Origin of the sequence: Agrobacterium sp. RAC06 (assembly GCF_001713475.1) — a bacterium.
Classification (GTDB): Bacteria; Pseudomonadota; Alphaproteobacteria; order Rhizobiales; family Rhizobiaceae; genus Allorhizobium.
Map to the genome: position 1 here is coordinate 1,200,266 of NZ_CP016499.1, position 22,269 is coordinate 1,222,534.

Annotated in this window: 19 protein-coding genes; 14 read left to right on the forward strand and 5 right to left on the reverse strand. The window is 61.4% G+C overall.

Annotation, left to right across the window (positions count from 1 at the left end):
- Positions 1 to 85: 85 nt before the first annotated feature.
- Positions 86 to 1,876, reverse strand: coding sequence for an aspartate--tRNA ligase (aspS, locus tag BSY240_RS05785; RefSeq protein WP_069043842.1), 1,791 nt, complete (start codon positions 1,874 to 1,876; stop codon positions 86 to 88).
- Positions 1,877 to 2,165: 289 nt separating this feature from the next.
- Between aspS and BSY240_RS05790 the strand changes: the two genes are divergently transcribed.
- From BSY240_RS05790 to BSY240_RS05805, 3 genes are all read left to right on the forward strand, one after another.
- Positions 2,166 to 2,654 carry a hypothetical protein gene (locus BSY240_RS05790; RefSeq protein ID WP_150127407.1) on the forward strand — a complete coding sequence of 163 codons (489 nt, stop codon included), beginning with the start codon at positions 2,166 to 2,168 and terminating at the stop codon, positions 2,652 to 2,654.
- Positions 2,655 to 2,680: 26 nt separating this feature from the next.
- Positions 2,681 to 3,900, forward strand: a protein-coding gene (locus BSY240_RS05800; RefSeq protein ID WP_150127408.1) for an IS3 family transposase whose coding sequence is annotated in 2 segments (ribosomal slippage) — positions 2,681 to 3,023 and positions 3,023 to 3,900 — 1,221 coding nt in all. Because the reading frame shifts where the segments join, the coding sequence is not laid out codon by codon here.
- A 277-nt stretch (positions 3,901 to 4,177) separates the two neighbouring features.
- Entirely contained in the window at positions 4,178 to 4,840 is a 663-nt protein-coding gene (locus BSY240_RS05805; RefSeq protein WP_069041686.1) for a hypothetical protein, read from the forward strand.
- Between the two features lie 206 nt (positions 4,841 to 5,046).
- Here BSY240_RS05805 and BSY240_RS05810 read toward each other — a convergent pair whose 3' ends face one another.
- Positions 5,047 to 5,655 carry a TetR/AcrR family transcriptional regulator gene (locus tag BSY240_RS05810; RefSeq protein WP_069041687.1) on the reverse strand — a complete coding sequence of 203 codons (609 nt, stop codon included), beginning with the start codon at positions 5,653 to 5,655 and terminating at the stop codon, positions 5,047 to 5,049.
- Between the two features lie 99 nt (positions 5,656 to 5,754).
- Here BSY240_RS05810 and BSY240_RS05815 point away from each other — a divergent pair, with 99 nt between their 5' ends.
- The 11 genes from BSY240_RS05815 to BSY240_RS05865 all read left to right on the forward strand — a co-directional run bounded on the left by BSY240_RS05815 (position 5,755) and on the right by BSY240_RS05865 (position 17,716).
- Positions 5,755 to 6,186, forward strand: coding sequence for an ABA4-like family protein (locus BSY240_RS05815; protein ID WP_069041688.1), 432 nt, complete (start codon positions 5,755 to 5,757; stop codon positions 6,184 to 6,186).
- Positions 6,187 to 6,189: 3 nt separating this feature from the next.
- Positions 6,190 to 7,035: a hypothetical protein gene (locus tag BSY240_RS05820; protein WP_069041689.1), complete on the forward strand. Its 846-nt coding sequence runs from the start codon at positions 6,190 to 6,192 to the stop codon at positions 7,033 to 7,035.
- A gap of 135 nt (positions 7,036 to 7,170) precedes the next feature.
- Positions 7,171 to 8,409 carry an MFS transporter gene (locus tag BSY240_RS05825; RefSeq protein ID WP_069041690.1) on the forward strand — a complete coding sequence of 413 codons (1,239 nt, stop codon included), beginning with the start codon at positions 7,171 to 7,173 and terminating at the stop codon, positions 8,407 to 8,409.
- Positions 8,410 to 8,508: 99 nt separating this feature from the next.
- Positions 8,509 to 9,918 (forward strand): multicopper oxidase family protein, encoded by a 1,410-nt coding sequence (locus tag BSY240_RS05830; protein WP_069041691.1) that lies wholly within the window; start codon positions 8,509 to 8,511, stop codon positions 9,916 to 9,918.
- 2 nt (positions 9,919 to 9,920) lie between these two features.
- On the forward strand, positions 9,921 to 10,808 hold the full coding sequence (locus BSY240_RS05835; RefSeq protein ID WP_150127529.1) for an MBL fold metallo-hydrolase: 888 nt from the start codon (positions 9,921 to 9,923) through the stop codon (positions 10,806 to 10,808).
- Positions 10,809 to 10,923: 115 nt separating this feature from the next.
- Entirely contained in the window at positions 10,924 to 12,069 is a 1,146-nt protein-coding gene (rnd, locus tag BSY240_RS05840) for a ribonuclease D (RefSeq protein WP_054150551.1), read from the forward strand.
- Positions 12,070 to 12,072: 3 nt separating this feature from the next.
- The gene (locus BSY240_RS05845) at positions 12,073 to 12,570 is read left to right on the forward strand and encodes a GNAT family N-acetyltransferase (protein WP_083229565.1); all 498 of its coding nucleotides are present in this window, start codon (positions 12,073 to 12,075) and stop codon (positions 12,568 to 12,570) included.
- Between the two features lie 9 nt (positions 12,571 to 12,579).
- A complete protein-coding gene (locus tag BSY240_RS05850) occupies positions 12,580 to 13,557 on the forward strand; it encodes a small ribosomal subunit Rsm22 family protein (RefSeq protein ID WP_069041693.1) in 978 nt (325 codons plus the stop codon).
- Positions 13,554 to 14,564: a DUF2891 domain-containing protein gene (locus tag BSY240_RS05855; RefSeq protein WP_069041694.1), complete on the forward strand. Its 1,011-nt coding sequence runs from the start codon at positions 13,554 to 13,556 to the stop codon at positions 14,562 to 14,564. The genes BSY240_RS05850 and BSY240_RS05855 overlap by 4 nt, the downstream gene beginning before the upstream one ends.
- Complete coding sequence (lhpI, locus tag BSY240_RS05860) at positions 14,564 to 16,249, forward strand: cis-3-hydroxy-L-proline dehydratase (RefSeq protein WP_069043844.1); 1,686 nt, start codon at positions 14,564 to 14,566, stop codon at positions 16,247 to 16,249. The genes BSY240_RS05855 and lhpI overlap by 1 nt, the downstream gene beginning before the upstream one ends.
- Positions 16,250 to 16,357: 108 nt before the next feature.
- Positions 16,358 to 17,716: an esterase-like activity of phytase family protein gene (locus BSY240_RS05865; protein ID WP_069041695.1), complete on the forward strand. Its 1,359-nt coding sequence runs from the start codon at positions 16,358 to 16,360 to the stop codon at positions 17,714 to 17,716.
- Between the two features lie 115 nt (positions 17,717 to 17,831).
- Here BSY240_RS05865 and BSY240_RS05870 read toward each other — a convergent pair whose 3' ends face one another.
- The 3 genes from BSY240_RS05870 to BSY240_RS05880 all read right to left on the reverse strand — a co-directional run bounded on the left by BSY240_RS05870 (position 17,832) and on the right by BSY240_RS05880 (position 22,216).
- Positions 17,832 to 18,365: a hypothetical protein gene (locus BSY240_RS05870; protein ID WP_069041696.1), complete on the reverse strand. Its 534-nt coding sequence runs from the start codon at positions 18,363 to 18,365 to the stop codon at positions 17,832 to 17,834.
- 125 nt (positions 18,366 to 18,490) lie between these two features.
- Positions 18,491 to 20,011 carry an exopolyphosphatase gene (ppx, locus tag BSY240_RS05875; RefSeq protein ID WP_054150545.1) on the reverse strand — a complete coding sequence of 507 codons (1,521 nt, stop codon included), beginning with the start codon at positions 20,009 to 20,011 and terminating at the stop codon, positions 18,491 to 18,493.
- 12 nt (positions 20,012 to 20,023) lie between these two features.
- Positions 20,024 to 22,216 carry an RNA degradosome polyphosphate kinase gene (locus tag BSY240_RS05880; RefSeq protein WP_054150544.1) on the reverse strand — a complete coding sequence of 731 codons (2,193 nt, stop codon included), beginning with the start codon at positions 22,214 to 22,216 and terminating at the stop codon, positions 20,024 to 20,026.
- Positions 22,217 to 22,269 lie beyond the last annotated feature (53 nt).

Sequence of the window (22,269 nt, forward strand, 5' to 3'; positions counted from 1 at the left end):
GCAGCCGGGCTTTTTTATACCTTGGATCAACGAAAAAGGCCGGGATCGCTCCCGGCCTTCGTCATTTAACGGTCCGCTCTGCGGCTCAGTCCTTCTTCGGCTGCGGCACGACGCGCAGGGCCAGATCGCGCAGCTGGGCTGGCGTTGCCGGCGACGGGGCGTTCATCAAAAGGTCCTGGGCCTGCTGGTTCATCGGGAAGATCGAGATTTCGCGCAGATTCTTCGCGCCGACGAGCAGCATGACCACGCGGTCGATGCCGAAGGCGCAGCCGCCATGCGGAGGCGCACCATACTGGAAGGCGCGGTACATGCCGCCGAAGCGTTCCTCGACATCCTGCTGGCTCAGACCGACCTTCTCGAAGGCCTTGACCATCAGTTCCGGCGACTGGTTACGGATCGAGCCCGAGGCGATTTCGAAGCCGTTGCAGACCGCGTCATACTGATAGGCCTTGAGCGACAGCGGATCCTGGCTTTCCAGCGCTTCCAGACCACCCTGCGGCATCGAGAAGGGATTGTGGGCGAAGTCGATCTTCTTTTCTTCCTCGTTGTATTCATAGAACGGGAAGTCGACGATCCAGCACATTTCGAAACGGTCGCGGTCGACGAGGTTCAGTTCCTCGCCGGCGCGGGTGCGGGCTTCACCGGCAAACTTGTAGAACTTGGCCGGATCGCCGGCGACGAAGAAGGCCGCATCGCCCGGTTCGAGGCCGAGCTGCTGACGGATCGCTTCGGTACGCTCTTCGCCGATGTTCTTGGCGAGAGGGCCGGAGCCGGCAATCTTGCCGTCCTCTTCCTTCCAGAAAATGTAACCGAGGCCCGGCTGGCCGGTCGATTGCGCCCAGGCGTTCATGCGGTCGCAGAATGCTCTGGAGCCGCCGGTCTTGGCGGGGATCGCCCAGATCTCCACCTTCGGGTTGGACGCGATCATGCCGGCAAAGACCTTGAAGCCGGAATCGCGGAAGTGGTCGGTGACGCCTTCCATGACGATCGGGTTGCGCAGGTCCGGCTTGTCGGAGCCATATTTGCGGATCGCGACATCGTAAGGAATGCGCGGCCATTCCTTGGTGACCGGCTTGCCTTCGGCGAACTGCTCGAAGACCGAGGTCATCATCGGCTCCATCGTCGACCAGACATCTTCCTGGGTGACGAAGCTCATCTCGACGTCGAGCTGGTAGAACTCGCCCGGCAGACGGTCGGCGCGCGGGTCTTCGTCGCGGAAGCAGGGCGCGATCTGGAAATAGCGGTCGAAACCGGCGACCATCAGCAGCTGCTTGTACTGTTGCGGCGCCTGGGGCAGTGCGAAGAACTTGCCTTCGTGGATGCGGCTCGGCACGAGGAAGTCGCGCGCACCTTCCGGCGACGAGGCCGTCAGGATCGGCGTCGAATATTCGGCAAAGCCGGCAGCGGCCATGCCCGTGCGCATCGACGAAATGATCTGGGTGCGCTTGACGATGTTCTTGTGCAGCGTGTCGCGGCGCAGATCGAGGAAGCGGTACTTCAGGCGCACGTCTTCCGGATAGTCGGGCTCGCCGAAGACCGGCAGCGGCAATTCCTTGGCAGCCGAGAGAACTTCGATTTCCTGAGCGTAGAGTTCGATCTCACCGGTTGCCATGGCCTTGTTGGTGGTCTCTTCCGAACGGGCCTTGACCAGGCCATCGATGCGGATGACCCATTCGCCGCGCACGGTTTCAGCCAGCTTGAAAGCCGGGCTATCCGGATCGGCCACGACCTGGGTAATGCCGTAATGGTCGCGCAGATCGATGAAGAGCACGCCGCCATGGTCACGAACGCGATGGACCCAGCCCGAGAGGCGGACGGTCTGACCGACGTCGGACTTGCGAAGAGCGGCACAGGTGTGGCTGCGGTAACGATGCATGATCAAGTGCTTTCCTGGACTGATAGACGGCTGGCGGGCACAAGAATCCGGCATACGGCCAGCCGATAGAAAATCGGGCGGAAAAGCGCATGGTGCGCCTGATTTGTCAAGGCTGCGTGGTGTTGGGGCGTAGCGGTGCGCTGAATCGGAATACAGGCAGCCCGGAGCGGATACGCTGCATATGGCTAGGCGATATGCTGCCTTTCGCGAGGCGCAGGCAAGCTAACCTTTAGGAACAGATTGCCGTCGATGTGGTATGTTTGCTTATTTCCGGCATACCGGAGGGGCTATGTCGATTGAAGAGAAGTCGCAGGATCAGTTGCGCTACCATGAATTGATGGTTGAGGCGAAAGCCCGACTGTTGGCCATTAACACCGTCACGGACAATCTGCGGGGAATACCCTCACAGATCATCCGAGAGTTCGGTATTTTACAGATCCGTATGCTCTGCGAGATAATTGGTCTCGCTTGTCTGGTCGCTCACGGCGATCTGATCGATCAAGTACCGGGCAACCTGCGCAAAGAATATAAGCCAGGGCAAATATTTGATGCACTCGGCAATTTGCACGACGACTTCTTTCCTGTGCCCGGCACTCTCAAGAAAACCGAGATAGGATGGCATCTCGATCACTGGGAGGGTGGACCATTTGCGACTAAGGAGGAGCTTGCGACTATTTGGGCAGGTAGTGGCGACTTTTTGCATAGGGGAAGCCTCAAGAACCTTATCAAAGCCAAATGTAATGGCCCCATAAATCTCCGGACACGATCTCCCACTTGATAAGTGTGCGAGGTAATGTGCCCATTATGACCAGTCACAGCCCTAAGATAGAAGTCCTGTCCGGCCCTGAGCGCCGCCGTCGCTGGTCGACGGCAGAGAAGCTTGCGATCATCCAGGAGACATATGAGCCGGACGCGACCGTCAGCATCGTTGCTCGGCGTTACGGCATTCAACCGAACCAGTTGTTCACCTGGCGCAAGCTTGCCACCCAAGGGGCTCTGACGGCAACTGCTGCGGAGGAAGACGTCGTTCCGGCGTCCGAATATCGTGCCCTTCAGAACCAGGTCAAAGAACTGCAGCGTTTGCTCGGCAAGAAGACGATGGAAGGCGAGATTCTCAAAGAGGCGCTTGAGATCGCCACCGGCCCAAAAAAACACCTGTTGCGCTCGCTGTCATTGCCGAGGGGAAGTTCCCGATGACGGCTGTGTGCGAGACTTTTGGTATCGCCCGGTCAAACATGGCAGAGCGAGTGAAACAGCATTCCTCCAAAGCCCGTGGTCGGCCTCCGTTGGCGGATGATGAGCTCGTCGATGAAATCAAAGCGATCATCTCCGAGATGCCGACCTATGGATACCGCCGGGTTCATGCGATCTTGCGACGTAAAGCCCGCAGCGAAAGCCGTCCATGGCCGAACGCCAAACGCGTTTATCGGGTGATGAAGGTGCATGGCCTGCTTCTCCAACGCCATACTGGAGCCATTGATAGCCGTCGCCATGACGGCCGTGTGGCTGTGGAGCACTCGAACCTACGTTGGTGTTCTGACGGCTTTGAAATCGGCTGCGACAACAAGGAAAAGGTGCGCGTGGCCTTTGCGCTCGACTGCTGTGACCGCGAGGCCATTGCCCATGTTGCCACAACTGAAGGCATCAAGAGCGAAGATGTTAAGGACCTTGTCATCACCGCCGTCGAGAACCGCTTCGGTCGCATTAATACCCTTCCCAAGCCCATTGAATGGCTGACCGACAATGGATCCTGCTTTATTGCGGCAGACACGAAATCGCTGCTGCGGGATATCGGGATGGAGCCTTGCACAACGCCGGTCCGCAGCCCTCAGTCAAACGGAATGGCCGAAGCATTCGTCAAAACATTCAAGCGCGACTACGTTTCGGTCAACCCCATTCCGGACGCCGAAACCGTCATCGCCCAACTGCCATTGTGGTTCGAGCATTACAACATGCTTCACCCGCACAAGGCTTTGGGATATCGGTCACCGCGCGAGTTCTTAAACCGTCAAACAGAAATCTGATCCTGTCCGGTTTTTATGGGGCAACTCCACCAAATCGCATGTGGAGAACGAGTTCTCGGAGGTCGTGGAGTGGGGGCAGAAAATTGCGAACTTGTTACAGGCCCATCGTATCGTCACTTTAGGTCGTGAATGGGCGTTCGTTTCTTTGTTGCGTAACGAGACGGAAGATGTGCAAGTCGTAACTCTTCGGGTACAGCAGTCTGCCGGGGAAGCGGTAGCTTGAGGACGAGGCCAGCGCTTGGAACCATGCGATGATCTGAGGGGGATGAACAGCGGCATGAGCTGGTTAGAATGGTCATCATCGGTCATTGGTTCGACGGCATGGCCGATCGCCCTTGTGATTGTCGCCCTGATATTTCGGGGGCACATCAACAACCTGCTGAAGCGTGTAAAAGGCGCCAAATACGGCGACGCTGAGGTACAGTTTCGGGAAGATCTTGATAAGATCGAGGCGCAAGTTGGTGACTTACCGCCGGCTCCCGAACCTGCGACGTCTAATCCTGAGCTTGAAGCTCCCTCTCCGCCTTCCCCTGATCAGCCAAGCGTAGCGGTGCCTACTGACCTTCTGGTGCCGCATATCGATATCAAGCCGGAACTTATGCGAGTTGCTAATCAGCAGCAGAAGTTCAATGAGCTTGCCAAACTCTCTCCGAGCGCGGCTGTACTGAATGCTTGGCGCGATGTGGAGCTGGAGTTGGAGCAGTCCTTCCGGAACTCAGGGCTACCGAGTCAGGAACCAAGACGTTACGCTTTTGAGACTGCCAGACAACTTCATACTTTTGGCGTTATCGACACCCCCACGATGAATATCATCAACGACCTAAGGAAATTGCGAAATAGGGCTGCGCATTTGGAGGAGGTGAGCATCACAGATGCTTTCCGGTTCGAGACGCTGGCTCGCGATGTGGTAAAACGTCTTCGAGATGCACGTGCCCGTTAGGTCAATTATCTGCAACTTTGCATGCCAATACTACAGGCTACGCGCAGAATGACGGTCACCTCGCGCTGAGACATCCCATAGCACTGTACGTCCGATAACACGGTCACTTAGGCGACCTACTGTGATACGCGGCAGTGACGGCATTCAAGAAAGCTTCGCAGTGCGTTGAATGACCTTGATAAACGCGCAAGCCAGTCTCCCCCGCCTCACTCCGGCAAAAGCACACTCGCCAGATCCAGCGGCGCCGCAAACGGCTCGCAGCCGGTGCCGCCGTCGCCTTCCGGTGGCAGCTTGCCGTCGATCATCAGATGCGCGTGGCCGTGGATCTGCGACCAGACGAGTTGCTCGACGGCCGCCCTGCCCTCCGGCGTATCCAGCTTCATCCGCTTTGCCACCGGCCACGAGACCTCTTCGAGCACGGCATGGGCAGCGTTGGCGGGCGGGCCTATGGCCGGGTCGTCCCAGTCGAGGCGGTTGGCGGTGAACATCAGGCGGAAGAGATGCGGGCGGGACCTGGCAAAGTTCAGATAGCCGCGGGAGGCGGCCCGTAGCTGCTCTGCCGGATCATCAGGGGCTGCCGCCATGGCCTCCCGCATCGAGGCGGCAAACAGCCTGAAGCCTTCGACGGCAAAGGCGGTCATCAGGTGACGCAGGGTCGGGAAATGATGTTCGGGGGCCGCATGGGAGACGCCGACCCGGGCGGCGAGTTTGCGGAGCGTCAGGCCTTCCAGGCCCTGCTCTTCGAGCATGTCGAGCCCGGTGCCGATCAGCGCCTGGCGCAGGTCGCCATGGTGATAGGATTTCTGTCTTGCCATGCCCCTTCATAACCGGTCGCACCCACGTCGTCAAAATCAATCTTGACATTGCCAAGTTATGCCGCATTGTTATCTTGTCACCGTCAAGATGAGGCTCCCATGTCCCCCGACACCGTGTTTTCGATTGCCAGCAGCACTGCGATGGCAGGCTGGATGCTGCTCATCCTCGCGCCGCGCTGGGCAGCCCTCATCGCCTTCATTCGTTTCGGCCTGATCGGGGCGCTTTCGCTCACCTATGCGGTGCTCGTCTTCGTCTACTTCTTCCGCGTCGAGGGTGGCGGCTTTGGCTCGATCGCCGAGGTTCGGGCGCTGTTCACCAGCGACCCCGTGCTTGTCGCCGGCTGGGTGCATTACCTCGCCTTCGATCTCTTCATTGGCACCTGGATTGCCGTCGAGGCGGACAGGCGCGGCTACAATCGCCTGCTGCAGGCGCCAATGCTGGTGGCGACCTTCATGTTTGGCCCGCTGGGCCTCCTGCTCTTTTATCTCACCCGCGCGAGCGAAACCGCGCTTAAGCCCCGAAAGGCCTGACCGATGACCATGCTCTTCAATGACAGCGTCATGCTCGCGCCGTCGCCGGACCTTGCTGCTGCCGAACAAAGAACCCGCCGTGTGCTGATCGTCGGCATCGGATTGTCGGTGGCGCTGGCCCTTCCGAGCCTTGTGGCGCTTAGCCTCGACGACCGGCTGATCAACGGCATCAGCGTCTGGAGCAAGCCGCTGAAGTTCCAGGCATCGCTGGCCATGATGCTTCTGACCCTCATCCTGCTCCTGCCGCTGATCGAGGCGCGCACGCGGGCCGGGCTCGGCGTTTTCCTGGCGAGCCTGATGGCGGCGATCACGGCAAATGGCGAAGTCTTCTACATCACCCTGCAGGCCGCCCGGGGCCGCGCCTCGCATTTCAACGACAGCACGCCCTTCGAGGCGATGGCCTATAGCGTGATGGGCGCGGGTGCGGCATTGCTCGTGCTGTCGAGCCTGGTGATCGGCGTCTATATCCTGCTGCGGCCAAGGCCGGATGCGCCTTCCGGGCTTCTGCTCGGCGCCGGCTGGGGCCTTGTGCTCGGCAGCATCGCCACGCTGATCACCGCCTTCGCCCTTGGCAGCGGCGAGATCGACGGACCGGGTCACTGGGTCGGCGGCATCAAGACGGATGTCGGCGGGTTGCCGCTGTTCGGCTGGTCGCGCACCGGCGGGGATCTGCGTGTGCCGCATTTCTTCGCCACCCATATCATGCAGGCCTTGCCGATCCTCGGCCTTGGCCTCGACCGCTTCACGCCCCGGCTCGCCAGACCCGGCATTGCGCTCGGCGCCTTGATCTCCATTGCCGTGGTCGTCGGCACTTTCGTTCAAGCCGTCCAGGGGCGGCCCTTCCTCTGACGGTTAAATCCGGGCGGATGGCGATGGGCCGCGATTTTAGCCTGTCGCCGTCTGTCGAACAGGTCTACGAATTCAGACCTGCCACGGCACCGACTCAATGATCACACGCCCTCGCCGCGGCCTGCAGGCCCTCACATGCACGACATCCGCCCCCTTATCCCGCTTCTCATCACCGCCGGCATCCTGATCGGCGGCAACGGATTGCAGGGCACGTTCATCGCGCTGCGCGGCATCGAGGAGGGCTTCAGCACCTCCGTGATCGGCATGGTGGGTGCGGGCTATTTCATCGGCTTTGTCTTCGGCTGCGTGTACATCACCAAGATCATGCGGGCGATCGGGCATATCCGCGCTTTCTCCGCGCTCGCGGCCATCGCATCCGCCGCCTCGATCATGATGGTGCTGGTGATCGATCCGATCTCCTGGTTCCTGATGCGTCTCGTGCAGGGTGTCTGCTTTGCCGGCTTGTTTGCCGTCGTCGAAAGCTGGCTAAACGCCCGCGTCACCAATGCCACACGAGCGCGCACACTTTCCGTCTACCGTTTCGTCGATCTCGGCTCGGTGACGGCGGCGCAATATATGATCCCGCTCTTCGGGGTCAGCGGCATCGATCTCTTTGCCATCATCGCCATGGCGCTGTCGCTTTCGCTCGTGCCGATCTCGTTTGCTGACAAGTCGAGCCCCGCGCCGCCCAAGGACGTGAAGTTCGATATCAAGGTACTCTGGTCGGTCTCGCCGCTCGCCACCGTTGGCTGCATCGTCATCGGGCTCACCAATTCGAGCTTCCGGTCGCTCGGGCCGATCTATGCCGACGGCATCGGCCTGTCGGTAACCGCGATCGCCACCTTCATGAGCATCGGCATCTTTGCCGGAATCGTGCTGCAATATCCGCTCGGGCATTATTCGGACAAACTCGACCGTCGCGTGATCATCCTTGTCTCGACGATCGGCGCTCTGCTCGCCTCGATCTATCTCGCCTTCCTTGCGGGTGACGGGGAGCTTGCCAATTTCATCGGCATCTTCGCCTTCGGCGCCTTTGCGCTGCCGCTTTATTCGCTCTGCTCGGCGCATGCTAATGACCATGCGGCACCCGGCCAGCATGCGCTGGTCTCGGCCGGCACGCTGTTCTTCTGGTCGATCGGCGCTGTCGTCGGACCGCTGATTGCCTCTTTCCTGATGGAGGCATTCGGGCCGCATGCGCTCTTCGCTTACGTCATCGTCGTGTTGACGTTTTTTGCGGCATATACGCTCGCCCGCATTCGCGTGCGCGACGCGGTGCCGACCGAAAAGCGGCGTATGCGCTTCCGCAGCCTGCTGCGCACCTCGACATTCTTCAGCAAGCTTGCGACGCCGCCGAACGAAAAGGACGGCGGCTAACCTGAGCATCGTCAGGCCTGCGACAGCATGGACGGTCAGGACTATTGCTGATCGCACGCCTCAACTTTAGAAACGGGACGTTCAGCGAGAGTTCCGACCGTGACCTTTGTTTCCCGCCGTACCCTTCTCAAATCCGCAGCCGTGCTCGGCGCTTACGGCACAGGCCTTGCGGTGATGCCGCGTCTCAGCCAGGCGCTGGCTGCCAGCGACCCGATCGAGATCGAGGCATTCACAGGCGATGTCTTGCTCGACGGCAAGCAGGCGACGCGTGGGGTGATGCGTTACGCACTGGGCGGACAGACGTCGGTCGACCCCTCCCCGCCGATCCTGCGCGCCAGACGCGGCGAAGCCTTCAAGGCGCAGCTGATCAACCGGCTGGACGAACCGACCACCATCCACTGGCACGGCATCCGGTTGCCGAACGACCAGGACGGTGTGCCCTTCGTCACCCAGCCCTACGTCTATACCGGCGACCGCTTCGACTATGCCTTCTCGCCGCCGGATGCAGGCACCTTCTGGTATCATCCGCATTGCAACACGCTGACCCAGATGGGCCGCGGCCTTGCGGGCGTGATGATCGTTGAAGACGACCGCGATCCCGTCTTCGATGGCGAGGTGGTGCTGAACCTGCGCGACTTCCGGCTTGGCGGCAACAGCCAGTTCATCGAACAGTTCAAACCGCGCGATGCGGCAAAGACGGGCACCTTCGGGACGCTCAGGACCGCCAACTGGCAGCCGGAGCCGTCCTACGACGTTCCGGCGGGCGGTGTCGTTCGGGTCCGCGTCCTTGCAGCCGATGTGACCCGGATCTACAATTTGCGCCTTGCCGGCGCTGACGCGCAGATCATCGCGATCGACGGACACCCGGTGCCTCAACGTCTGCCGCTCGACATGGCCGTCGTCTCGCCCGGCCAGCGGCTGGACCTCGCCGTCCGTATCGCCGACAGCGAAGGGTCGGAAATGGTGCTGGAGGACATCAGGCCCTCGACACCGAAGGTCGTTGCGCGGCTCCGTGCCGTTGGCTCATCGCTTAAACGCGATCTCGGGGATCTCGGGCCGCTTGTGCAAAACGCCGGCGTGGACGCCGATCTCTCCAACGCAACCCAGATCCCGCTGCTGCTCAGCGCCACCGCCGAAACTGCGGCGCGCGATTCGATCTGCGGGACGCTCGGTTATTCCTTCTGGGCGATCAACAAGGTGCCCTATCCCGGCGACACACCCGATCCGACCGCGCCGATTGCCGAGCTGAAACTCGGCCGGACCTATCTGCTCAATGTCGAGAACGTCACGCCGCATGCGCATCCGATCCATCTGCATGGCATGAATTTCAAGGCCATTTCTTCGAACAAGCGGCAGGTGCAGCCGCTCGTCTCGGACACCTATCTTGTGCTGCCGGATGAAAAGATCCAGCTTGCACTGGTGGCCGACAATCCGGGCGACTGGGTGTTCCACTGCCACATCATCGAACACCAGAAGACCGGCATGACCGGCTATTTCCGGGTAACATGAGTATGAGCCTTGCCGAGACGATGCGGATCCACGAGCCCTATCCGGGACTGTTTGCCTATTACGACGGACGCATCCTCGGCAAACGTCTGCATTCCGACAAGCCGAACTGGCTCGACGACGGCGCCTACAGCCTCGGCGTTGCGAGCTATGCAATCGTCTCGGGGCGAGAGGCGCTGGTCTATGACACGCATATCTCCTTTGACCATGCGCGGGCCATCCGCAGCCATCTCTCCAGCCTCGGCGTCACCAGCATCCGGGTCGTGCTCAGCCACTGGCATACCGATCATGTCGCCGGCAATGCCGGCTTCATCGACTGCCCGATCATCTCGAACACGCTGACGCGCAACACGCTGATCGAGAAGCGCAAGGTGCTGGCGGAGAAGGATCCGCCAATCAACCCTGTGGTCATGCCGACGGAGACCTTCGAGGGCGAGACGGTGCTTCAGGTCGGCGACATCACCGTCACGCTCATGCAGTTCGACATTCACAGCGCCGATGGGACTATTCTGCTGCTGCCGCATCTCGGTGTGCTGCTGGCCGGCGACACGCTGGAAGACAGTGTCACCTATATCTCGGAGCCCGAGAACACGGCGCGTCACATCGCCGAACTCGACCGACTGGCGAAGCTCGATTTCAGCCGCATCCTGCCCAATCATGGCGACGAGCAGGTGATCGCATCCGGCGGCTATCCGCCGTCTCTGGTGATCGCCACGCGCGACTATCTTACCCGACTGCTTGCGCGTCTGGATCATCCCGACCTAGACCAACAGAGCCTTGAAAGCTTCATCGCGCCGGAGCTTGCAGCGGGAACCCTCACCTACTTCGCACCCTACGAGGCCATCCACAACCAGAACATCGCGGCTCTCAAGGGCGCCAAATTCGACGAATAAGGGGACATCGGCCCGGGATTGCCCGCTACAGACTGCTTTCCAAGTCGTTCATATTGACAAGGAAGGCCAGAAGGGAAACTAAGGTTGATCCTGTAGTTTCCATGACCGAGCCGAAATGATCGATACCACTGCTGCGCTCGAAGAGGCCTGCCGCCTCCTCGCCCAATCCGATTTCATCACGATCGACACGGAATTTCTCCGCGAAACGACCTTCTGGCCGGAACTCTGCCTCATCCAGATGGCGAGCCCGGACCATGAATACATCGTTGACCCGATGGCCAAGGGCATCGACCTCAAGCCCTTCTTCGAACTGATGGCGAATTCCGCCGTGGTGAAGGTCTTCCATGCGGCCCGCCAGGACATCGAAATCATCTTCCATCTCGGCGATCTGATCCCGCATCCGATCTTCGATACGCAGGTTGCGGCCATGGTCTGCGGCTTCGGCGACTCGGTCTCCTATGACCAGCTCGTGCAGAAGGTGAAGAACGTCCATATCGACAAGACCTCGCGCTTCACCGACTGGAGCCGCCGTCCGCTGTCGGAAAAGCAGCTCGATTATGCGCTGGCCGATGTCACCCATCTGCGCGATGTCTATCTGAAGCTGAAAGGCCAGCTGGAAGCGGAAGGCCGGGCGGAATGGCTGACCGAGGAAATGGCGATCCTCGAATCCCGCGAGACCTATGACCTGCCGCCGGAACAAGCGTGGCAGCGATTGAAGATGCGGCTGCGCAAGCCGACCGAGCTTGCCGTCATGCAATATGTTGCCGCATGGCGTGAGCGCGAGGCGCGTGCCCGCAACGTGCCGCGTTCACGTGTGCTGAAGGACGATGCGATCTACGAAATCGCCCAGCAGCAGCCGAAGGATGTGGAGGCGCTCGGACGCTTGCGCACCATCCCCAAGGGCTGGGAACGCTCATCTTCAGGCGCCGCCATCATCGAACAGGTGAATACGGCCCTTGCACTTCCGAAGTCTGAAATGCCGCATTTGCAACGTCACGCGCATGCACCCGAAGGCACGCAGTCGGCGGTCGAACTCTTGAAGGTTCTGCTGCGCCTCACCTCGGAAAAACACGGCGTCGCCTCCAAGGTCATCGCCAACAGCGAAGACCTGGAAAAGATCGCAGCCGAAGGCGAGAAGGCCGAAGTGGCCGCTCTCCAGGGCTGGCGCAAGGAGCTGTTCGGTGACCTCGCGCTGAAGCTGATCTCCGGCGGTGTCGGCCTGCGCTTCGTCGACAAGCGCGTCGAAGCGGTGGAGTTCTGATCCGTGACGGCGCTATCCCTGCGCCGTGCAACGGAGGCCGACATCCCGTTCATCATGGAGACCGAGCGCAAGCCGGGCTATGACCAGTTCATCGGATGCTATGGCGTTGACGAGCACATGGCGCAGCTTGCGAGCCCCTCGTTTGCGTACCTGATCGGCGAGGATGACGATGGTCAAACGCTTGGCTTCGTCATCCTTATGGATCTCAATCGGCGCGACGGGAATGCCTGCGTCAAGCGCATCGCCGTTGCCAGCCCCGAAAAGGGCGTGGGCACGCCACTGCTGGCCGGCGCCGTCGACTTTGCCTTTCTCGAAACCAATGCCCATCGCCTCTGGCTCGACGTGGTGAGCGGCAATCTGCGTGCGCAGGCGGTCTACCGCAAGATCGGCTTCATCCAGGAAGGCGTGTTGCGCGAGGCAGCGCTTCTTCCCGACGGCAGCCGCTCGGATTTCCTCCTGATGTCCATTCTCCGCCCCGAATGGGCAGCGCGGCGCGGCTGAGGACATCCCATGGAACTTCCCGCCCCGCTCCGCTCCGCCGTCGACCAGATGCTCCAGGGCGAACCGCTGGAACGGCTCGCCAAGGCCAGTGCCATTCTCTCGGATCGCTATCGACGCGAGGTGCGCGACGGGCGGTTTCATATCGATGATGCGCTTGCCGCCAAGGCCTATCTTGCGACCCGCCTGCCCGCAACCTTCGCCGCCGTTCGGGCAGCACTCGCCATGGTCGAGGATGCGGCACCGGATTTCCAGCCGGAGACCCTGATCGATCTCGGCTGCGGCCCCGGCACAGCACTCTGGGCAGCAGCCGATACCTGGGGCAGCCTAAGCTCCGCAGAGATGGTGGAAGCAAGCGGCGCGATCCGAAGCGTCGGCGAAAAGCTCGCCGCCTCCGGCAGCGTGAAAAGCCACTGGCAGGCGGGTGATGTGACGGCCAAGATCCCGGCGCTTGGGCCAGCTGATCTCGTGACGCTTGCCTATGTGCTGGACGAGCTTCCGCCGGCAACCATCGGAACCGTCACGGAAAAGCTCTGGAGCCTTACCGAGGGCATGCTCGTCGTCATCGAGCCCGGCACGCCGGCCGGCTGGCAGCGCATCCTCGTGGTCCGCGACAAATTGCGATCTCTCGGAGCGCATCTCGTCGCGCCCTGCATGCATGCGGAACACTGTCCGATCGTGGCACCGGACTGGTGCCATTTCTCCCGGCGGGTGGCGCGTTCGCGCGTGCATCGTCTGGCCAAGGGCGCCGAGGTGCCGTGGGAGGACGAGAAATACATCTTCATCGCAGCTTCGCGCGAGCCTGTTGCAATAATCGGGGACCGGGTACTTTCTCCGCCGCGCGTCAATGGTGGTGTCGGGCGGGTCAAGCTCTGTCGCACCGACGGCACGGCTGCCGAGCTGACGCTCAGCAAACGCGATGGCGAGGCCTTCAAGGACATCAGGCGGGCCGACTGGGGCGACCGTCTGGAACTGGGGAATAAGGGATGACCACGCGGCTGACATCCGAGCTTGCCTCCCGCTTCGCGACGATCGCGCTGGGGCATGTCACCCGCGAATATCCCAATCATATTCTGCACGGGCTCGAAGGGCCGGAGGATGCGAAGACGCCATCCGAGCTTCATCCGGTCTTTTACGGCAGCTACGACTGGCATTCCTGCGTGCATGGCTACTGGATGCTGGCGCGTCTCTTGCGCCTCCACCCCGAGATACCCGAGGCGCAGGCGATCCACGATCTCTTCTCAACGATGCTGGTGCCCGACAGGATCGCCGGCGAATGCGCCTATTTCGACCGGCCGATGGCGCGTGGCTACGAGCGACCCTATGGCTGGGGCTGGTTGCTGAAGCTTGCCGCCGAGTTACACGGCCACGAAGATCCCACCTGGGGCGCAGCGCTGTCGCCGCTGACCGCGCGGATCGTCCAGCGTTTCCAGGACTTCCTGCCGCTTGCCACCTATCCGGTGCGGGTGGGCACGCATTTCAACACCGCCTTTGCGCTCAGGCTCGCAGCCGACTATGCCGACACCGTCGGAGATGCGGCCCTCTTCGATCTCCTGCGCGCCACGGCGCTGCGCTGGTACGGCACTGACGCCGCCTGCCCCGCCTGGGGCGAGCCCTCGGGTGACGACTTCCTGTCGCCAGCGCTGATCGAGGCGGAATGCATGCGCCGGCTTCTGCCGGCTGCCGATTTCGTCGACTGGTTCGACGGTTTCCTGCCCGACATTGCAGCCAAGCAGCCGCGCACGCTGTTTGCGCCCGCCTCCGTCTCCGATCGCTCGGATGGCAAGATTGCCCATTTGGATGGCCTGAGCCTCAGTCGCGCCTGGTGCTGGGCCTCTCTGGCGCGCACCGTGCCGGTCACCGACACACGCAGACCTGTGATGATCAAGGCCGCGCATGGGCATCTCGAAGCCGGGATCGCGCATGTGGCGGGTGACTATATGGGTGAACACTGGCTGGCGAGTTTTGCTGTCCTGGCGCTTTCGGAGACGGAATGATGAGCAGCCTCACTGACACCGTCGACATCAGGGGCCGCGTGCTCGTTTCAGGCTCGGCCGAGGGCGAGGTCTTGTTTACCGATACGGCGCTCAGCTTCTGGGGCGGTGCCGATGCCGTTACCGGCGAGATCATCGACCGGCATCACCCGTTGAGCGGCGAGCGACTGACGGGCCGCGTACTCGCCCTGCCCACCAGCCGCGGCTCCTGCACCGGCAGCGGCGTCATCCTCGAACTGATCCTCAATGGAAAAGGTCCAGCCGCGATCGTGCTTGAGCATCCCGAGGCGATCATCACACTCGGCGTCATCGTCGCCGAGGAGGTTTTCGGGCGGTCGATCCCGGTGATCGCTATCGGGAAAGAGGCGTTTGCAGGGCTGCGGACCGCGAAACGCATCCGAATCAGCGATGCGATCGCCGAGATCGGTTCAGACATCGCGCTAACGGATCAGGACCAGGCCATTCTCACGGGCGAGCGGGGCGAAGCGGCTGCTGTTGCCATGCGCATGGTGCTCAGGATGGCGGCGCTCGAAGGCGCAAAGGAGCTTATCGACATCACCCGCGCCCATATCGACGGCTGCATCTATACCGGTCCTGGAGGCCTCGCCTTTGCCGAGAAACTGCGCGATCTCGGCGGTCGCGTCGTGGTCCCGACGACGCTGAATGCGATTTCGGTCGATCACCGCCGCTGGCAGGCGCAGGGTGTTTCTGAGGATCTAGGGCGTCCGGCGTCCGCAGTGGCCGACGCCTATGTTGCGATGGGAGCTGAGCCGACCTTCACCTGCGCGCCCTACCTGCTCGACGACCGACCCGCGCACGACGAGCAGATCGTCTGGGCGGAATCGAATGCCGTCGTCTATGCCAACAGCGTGCTTGGCGCCCGGACGATGAAATATCCTGATTATCTCGACATCGCGATTGCGCTGACGGGACGGGCCCCCAAAGCGGGCTGTCATCTGCCGGAGGAGCGCGCGCCGCAGATGAAGGTCACCGTGCCGCCGCTAGAGGGCGTGGATGACAGCATCTGGCCACTGCTCGGCTATCTGATCGGGACAATCTCGCCCGATGCGATTCCGCTGATCGAGGAAGTGTCCGCGCACAGTCCTGACACGGATGCCCTGAAGGCCTTCGGGGCAGCGTTTGCCACCACCTCGGCAGCACCGATGTTTCATGTCGCTGACGTCACGCCGGAGGCACTCGACCCCAAGGCATTTGCAACGCTCGACCTGCCGACCATCTCACTCACCCATCAGGACCTGCTGCGGGCCTGGCGCGAGCTAAACGGCGCGGATGCAGGTCCAGTGCAATTGGTCTCGCTCGGCAATCCGCATTTCTCAGCCACCGAGCTTGCCGCCCTAGCAGCGCTCTGTCGGAATAAGACACGCCATCCGCAAGTGCCGCTCGTCGTCACCTGCGGGCGCGCCGAAATGGCCAAGGCGGAAGCCTCGGGCGATGTGGCTCTGCTCACGGCGTTCGGCGTCACGCTCGTCAACGACACCTGCTGGTGCATGGTGACCGAGCCGATCATTCCCGTCGATGCGACGGTGATCATGACGAATTCCGGCAAATATGCCCATTACGGCCCGGGCCTCACGGGGCGGACCATGCGCTTCGGCAGTCTGGCCGCCTGTGTGGAAGCTGCGGTCACGGGCAAGGATCGCGGCGATCTGCCCGCTTGGCTCGGCTAGCCTGTGGGTAACGGGTGACGTCATTGAAACTTCACCCAACGGCAATCGGTGCGACATGAAGGTTCCTTAAGGACAGCGGCGTTTCCTCCCTTGCAACTAGGTGACGCTATGACCAAAGCTCTTTTGACATCTGCCGCCCTCTTCATTCTCTTTGTCTCCCAGGCCTCGGCCGAGGAGAAGGCTTTCCCGGCCAAGCTCGTCAATCACGCCATCCAGCCGGGCAACACCATCATCGGCGCTCCGGCGGATGCGCCCGCTCATCTCAAGACCTCCGGCAAGTTCTCGACCGCGGACCGCAAGCGTGCGGACGCGCTTGGCAGCGTCCCCGGCAAGGACGGCGTACGCCTGACAGGCCTTTCGCTGCCCTTCGATGGCCAGCCGCTGCAGGGTTTCTCCGGCATCAAGGCCATGGAAGACGGCACATTCTGGAGCCTCTCCGACAACGGCTTCGGCTCGAAGAACAATTCAAGCGATGCCATGCTGATGCTGCATCATCTGACCTTCGACTGGGATGCCGGCGCGGTGAACGTCCAGAAGACGCTCTTCCTCACCGATCCCGACAAGAAAGCCCCCTTCCCGATCGTCATGGAAGGCTCGGACAAGCGTTACCTGACAGGCGCCGATTTCGATGTCGAATCCATCCAGCCGGTCGCGGACGGTTTCTGGGTCGGCGAAGAGTTCGGCCCCTACATGCTGAAGTTTTCGACCGAAGGCGCCCTGACCGACGTCATCGCCACCAAGGCCGGCGAGATCGAGGTGAAGTCGCCCGATAATCCCACGCTCGTCGTCCCTGCCAATCCGGCGGCGAAGATGCCGGTCTTCAACCTGCGGCGCTCCGGCGGCTACGAGGGCCTCGCAATCTCCAAGGATGGCTCGAAACTTTATGCCATGCTGGAAGGGCCGCTCTACCTCGAAGACGCTTCTGTCGAAAAGGCAGATGGCCTGACGGCGCTGCGTATCATCGAACTCGACGCCGCGTCCAAGGCCTGGACGGGGAAGACCTGGCTCTATCCGCTGTCTGAAGGCGGCGAGGCGATCGGCGATTTCAACATGATCGACGAGACGACGGCGCTCGTCATCGAGCGTGACAATGGTGCGGGTGTGGCGACAAAAGCCTGCGCCGATCCCAAGGCACCGGCTGCCGACTGCTTTGCTGTCCCGGCCAAGCACAAGCGCATCTACAAGATCGAGATGACGGAAGAAAACGCCGGCAAGGCTGTGCGCAAGATCGGTTACATCGATCTGATGAAGATCGAAGACCCCGACAACAAGAAGCGCCAGGGCGGCGGCGAAGGCTTCTACGACATGCCTTTCGTCACCATCGAGAATGTCGATGTCGTCGATCCGACCCATATCGTCGTCGGTAACGACAACAACCTGCCCTTCTCGGCCGGCCGTGCGCTCGACAAGGCCGACGACAACGAGTTCGTTCTGCTCGAAGTGGGCGAATTCCTCGCAGCAAAGTAAGCGACCACAAGATCTCGGGCCGGGCAACGAACGTGTTCGGTCTGACGCATGAAAGAGAAAAGCGCAGGGGTTCAGGATCCTGCGCTTTTTTATCGAATCTAGGACCGTGTGAGCGTCAGGTCGGCTTGGCGCAGGCCGCCTCGATCGGTCCTATGGATTCTGCCACCCCGGTCAGCGGATAGGCAAAGGTCTTCTCGCCTATGGTGAACTTCAGTTCTGTTCCCTGCTTCAGCATCCGGGCAATGGCGGCATCGAAGGCTGGGCGCGCTTCGAGGAATGTCAGCTCCATCTCTTCCAGAAACTGGATCTCTGCATCGACGACCAATTGATCGGCGAGAGGCGGCGCGGTCACCGTCAGCTTTACCGTGCCGCTCTTCGGTTCGAAATCCGGATCCAGCGAGAGCGTCATGATAAAATCACGTGCTGGCAGTTCACAGCAGAAGCTCACCGGCACATCATCGGTCTGTGGCATGCCGTAGAGGAGCACGGCGCCACCCTCTTGCGCCTCCCCCATCCATATACGCGCCTCTTCGGCGTTCACGTGAGGCACAAGGAAGATCAACGGCGAGGTGGCCACCGCCAAGGCCAGCATCGTTTTGCGGATCGCTGCAGGAAGCGGTCCTTGCTTGGGATTGCTGCTGACCGCCATGACACCCTCTCCAATCAAGGTTGCAAATCTTGGAGATTTGTAGCCCGTCCCTCAGACGCGAGCAATCGCCATAGCGATCACAGCGCTCAAGCGAGAGATGGGTGGATAGGAGTGCGCTAGCGCCCCTATTCGAAGACGAACGCCAGCCGTTTGCCGGTCAGCTTCGACAACTGCATCAGGCGGCCGTCCAGCCGCTCGCCGGCAAAGTCCTGGTAGGACTTCGGGACAACGAATTCGAGGTCGAGCTCCGGGCTGTCCGAACGCCGGAAGGTCAGGTTGTTGACGACGCCGGGCATCGAGGCCGAGAAGAGATAGACGACGCGCAGCATGCCGCCGACGAGCTTTGCCCTATCCAGCAGGCGTTCGGTGGCGATGGCAGCGAGCGGGCCGGTCTGGCCGTCGTCATGCAGGCCTTCGAAACGGTAGTAGTTGGTGAGCGCAATGAAGGCGCGGCCCGGATGCGTAATGCCGACGAAGGAGGAGTGGGCAATCACGTTCAGCGCCTGCAGGCCGCGATAGTCGGGATGGGCGCGCCAGCTGATATCGGCAAGCAGGCAGGCGGCCTGGCGATAGCGGCTTTCCTCTTCCGTCTCCTGGATGTCGAAGAAGGGCATCATGCGGCCCGTCCAGTCGGCGAGCTCACGGGCATGTTCCGGTGAGCGGGCACGCAGGATGGCGAGTTCATCGGCAGCCTCGATCAACGGATCGAGCGCTTGTTCTTCATCGAGCAACAGCGAATAGAGGTAGCCCTCACGCACCCCTTGCGCCGAGAAGCAGACGCTTTTCGGCTGCATGATCTCGATCACTTCGCGCATGGCGACGGCCCCGAAGGGGATCAGATTGCGGCGGCTCTTGGAAATGGTCGACCAGGCAGGATCGCGGCTGTTGGCGCCCGAGATGATCTCCTCCAGGAAGAAGGCGATCTCGTCATAGGGCAGTTCATAGCCCTGCATCATGTGCAGCGGGTATTTGCGAATTTCCATGTGCAGCTTGGCGATGTTGCGCCAGGTGCCACCCACTGCATAAAATGTGCGCCCCTGCCCCTTCTTTAGCAGCGATACGTCACCCATCAGTTTCTTCGCGAGCGCACGGGCCTTGGGCAGCGACCCTTCGACACTTTCCGACAGGCGCAAACCGCCGAGCGGCAGCGTGACGCCCTTGCCGAAGCTCTTGCCCTTGATGTCGATGAGTTCCAGCGATCCGCCGCCGAGGTCGCCGGCAATGCCGTCGGCATCGTGGAAGCCGCTGACGACGCCAAGGGCGGAGTATTTCGCCTCTTCCTCACCGGTCAGGACCTGAATTTCGTGACCGAGGATCTCCTCGGCTCGGGCGATGAAATCGGGACCGTTGGAGGCCTCGCGCGCTGCGGCGGTCGCCAGCACATACATGCGCGTCGCCTTCGCCTGATTGGAGAGCGCGCGGAAGCGGCGGAGCGCCACCAGCGCCCGTTCGACGCCATCCTCGTCCATCCGGCCGGTCATTGCGACGCCCTTGCCAAGGCCGCAGAGAACCTTCTCGTTGAAGAGGACCGTCGGCGCGCGGGCCAGCCCCTCATAGATCACCAGGCGGATCGAGTTGGAGCCGATGTCGACGACGGAGACAGGGGCGATACCGGGAAGACGCCCCTGCGCTTCAGATCTTGTCATGAGGTACCAGAGTTATCGTTTCCTGCCGGATATCAGACCGGCGATCAGTTTCGGTGCGCTTGATTTCAATGCTTCTCCGCGACCCGAAAGGCTCGGATTGGTCATGAAATAGTGCTGGGCGTTGAAAGGTTCCTCACCCTGTCGCACCTCGATGCGGCGTGACGTACCGTCGGCCAATATCTCGTAGCTCTGCTGGTTGTCAATCAGGTTGCCCAGCATGATCTGGGACAGGACCTGCTCATGCACAGTGGGGTTAATGAGCGGCACCAGCGTCTCGACACGGCGGTCGAGATTGCGCGGCATCATGTCGGCGGAACCGATATAGACCAGCGCCTTTTCCGACGGGAGACGATGACCGTTGCCGAAGCAAAAGATGCGGCTGTGCTCGAGGAAGCGGCCCACGATCGACTTGACCCGGATGTTGTCGGAGAGACCCGGCACGCGCGGCCGCAGGCAGCAGATGCCACGGATAACCAGATCGATCTCGACCCCTGCCCCGCTTGCCGCATAAAGCGCGTCGATGATCTCGGGGTCGACGAGCGAGTTCATCTTCATCCAGATCTGGGCCGGACGACCGGCCTTTGCGTGCGCGATCTCCTCGTGGATGTGCTTGAGGATGCGTGGACGCAACGTATAGGGCGAGACGGCCAGCTTCATGCTCTCTTCCGGTTCGCCGTAGCCGGTGATGAAGTTGAAGACATTCGCCATGTCATGGGCGATCTTCGGATTGCAGGTGAAGAAGGAGAGGTCCGTATAGATCTTCGCCGTCACCGGGTGATAGTTGCCCGTGCCCAGATGGCAGTATGTCCGGAGCTTGCCGTCTTCGCGACGCACGACCATGGACATCTTGGCGTGGGTCTTGAGTTCGATGAAACCGAAGACGACCTGCACCCCGGCGCGTTCGAGGTCGCGGGCCCAGCGGATATTGGCTTCCTCGTCAAAGCGCGCCTTGAGCTCGACGAGCGCCGTCACCGACTTGCCCGCGTCAGCGGCATCGATCAGGGCGCGCACGATCGGGCTGTCGTTCGAGGTGCGGTAGAGCGTCTGCTTGATTGCGAGAACATCGGGGTCGCGCGCGGCCTGCAGCAGGAATTGCACGACGACATCGAAGCTCTCATAGGGATGATGGACGATCATGTCCTTCTCTCGGATCGCGGCCAGGCAGTCGCCGGCATGTTCGCGGACCCGCTCGGGGAAACGGGCGTTGTACTGCTCGAAACGCAGGTCGTCGCGCGGAGCCTTGGTGATTTCCGAGATCGTATTGAGCGCGAGCAGGCCGGGGAGAACGGCGACGCGATTGTCGGCAACACCGAGTTCGTGAACGACGAACTGGCGCAGGGCCACCGGCATCTCCGAGTCGACCTCGATGCGGATCACGGAGCCGCGGCGGCGGCGCTTGAGCGCCGTCTCGAAGAAGCGGACGAGATCCTCCGCCTCTTCCTCAACCTCGATATCGCTGTCGCGGATAATGCGGAAGGTGCCGAAACCCTTGACCTCATAACCCGGGTAAAGCCGGTTGATGAACAGCCCGACCATGTCCTCGAGCGTGATGTAGCGGATCGTCACGCCCTCGTCCGGCAGACGGATGAAGCGGTCGAGCGTCGGCGGCAGACGCAGCAATGCCGTCATAGGCTCGCCGGTGCGGCTCGAGCAGAGCTGCAGGCCCATGGAGAAACCGAGATTGGGAATGAAAGGGAACGGATGCGCCGGATCGATCGAGAGGGGCGTCAAAACCGGGAAAATCGCTTCTTCGAAAGTCGTTTCAAGCCAGGTCCGGTCAGCCTCGGATAGCGCCGCCGGCCGGACAATCAGGATCTCCTCCTGAGCAAGATACTGCTGCAGTACGGCAAGCGAGGCTTGCTGCTCCATCTGCAGATTATCGATTTCCTTGAGGATGTCGTCGAGCTGCTCGGCCGGCGTCTTTCCATCGGGACTCTTGACGACGATGCCCTGCCGCACCTGCCCTTCGAGACCGGCGACGCGGACCATGAAGAACTCGTCGAGGTTCGCTGCAGAGATCGACAGGAAGCGAATACGTTCCAGCAGTGGATGGGCGGTGTTGAGGGTTTCCTCGAGGACACGCCGGTTGAACTGCAGCCAGGAGAATTCGCGATTTATGAAGCGTAGCGGGCTGGACAGCAGGTCCTCGGCCGGCGCCACCTCCAGACCGGTTTCGCCATCTGTGCCGTGTACTGCGCTGTCCATGATTCGCCCCTTGGTTATCGTTGGTGCCGATTATAACAATTTAACGACAGATC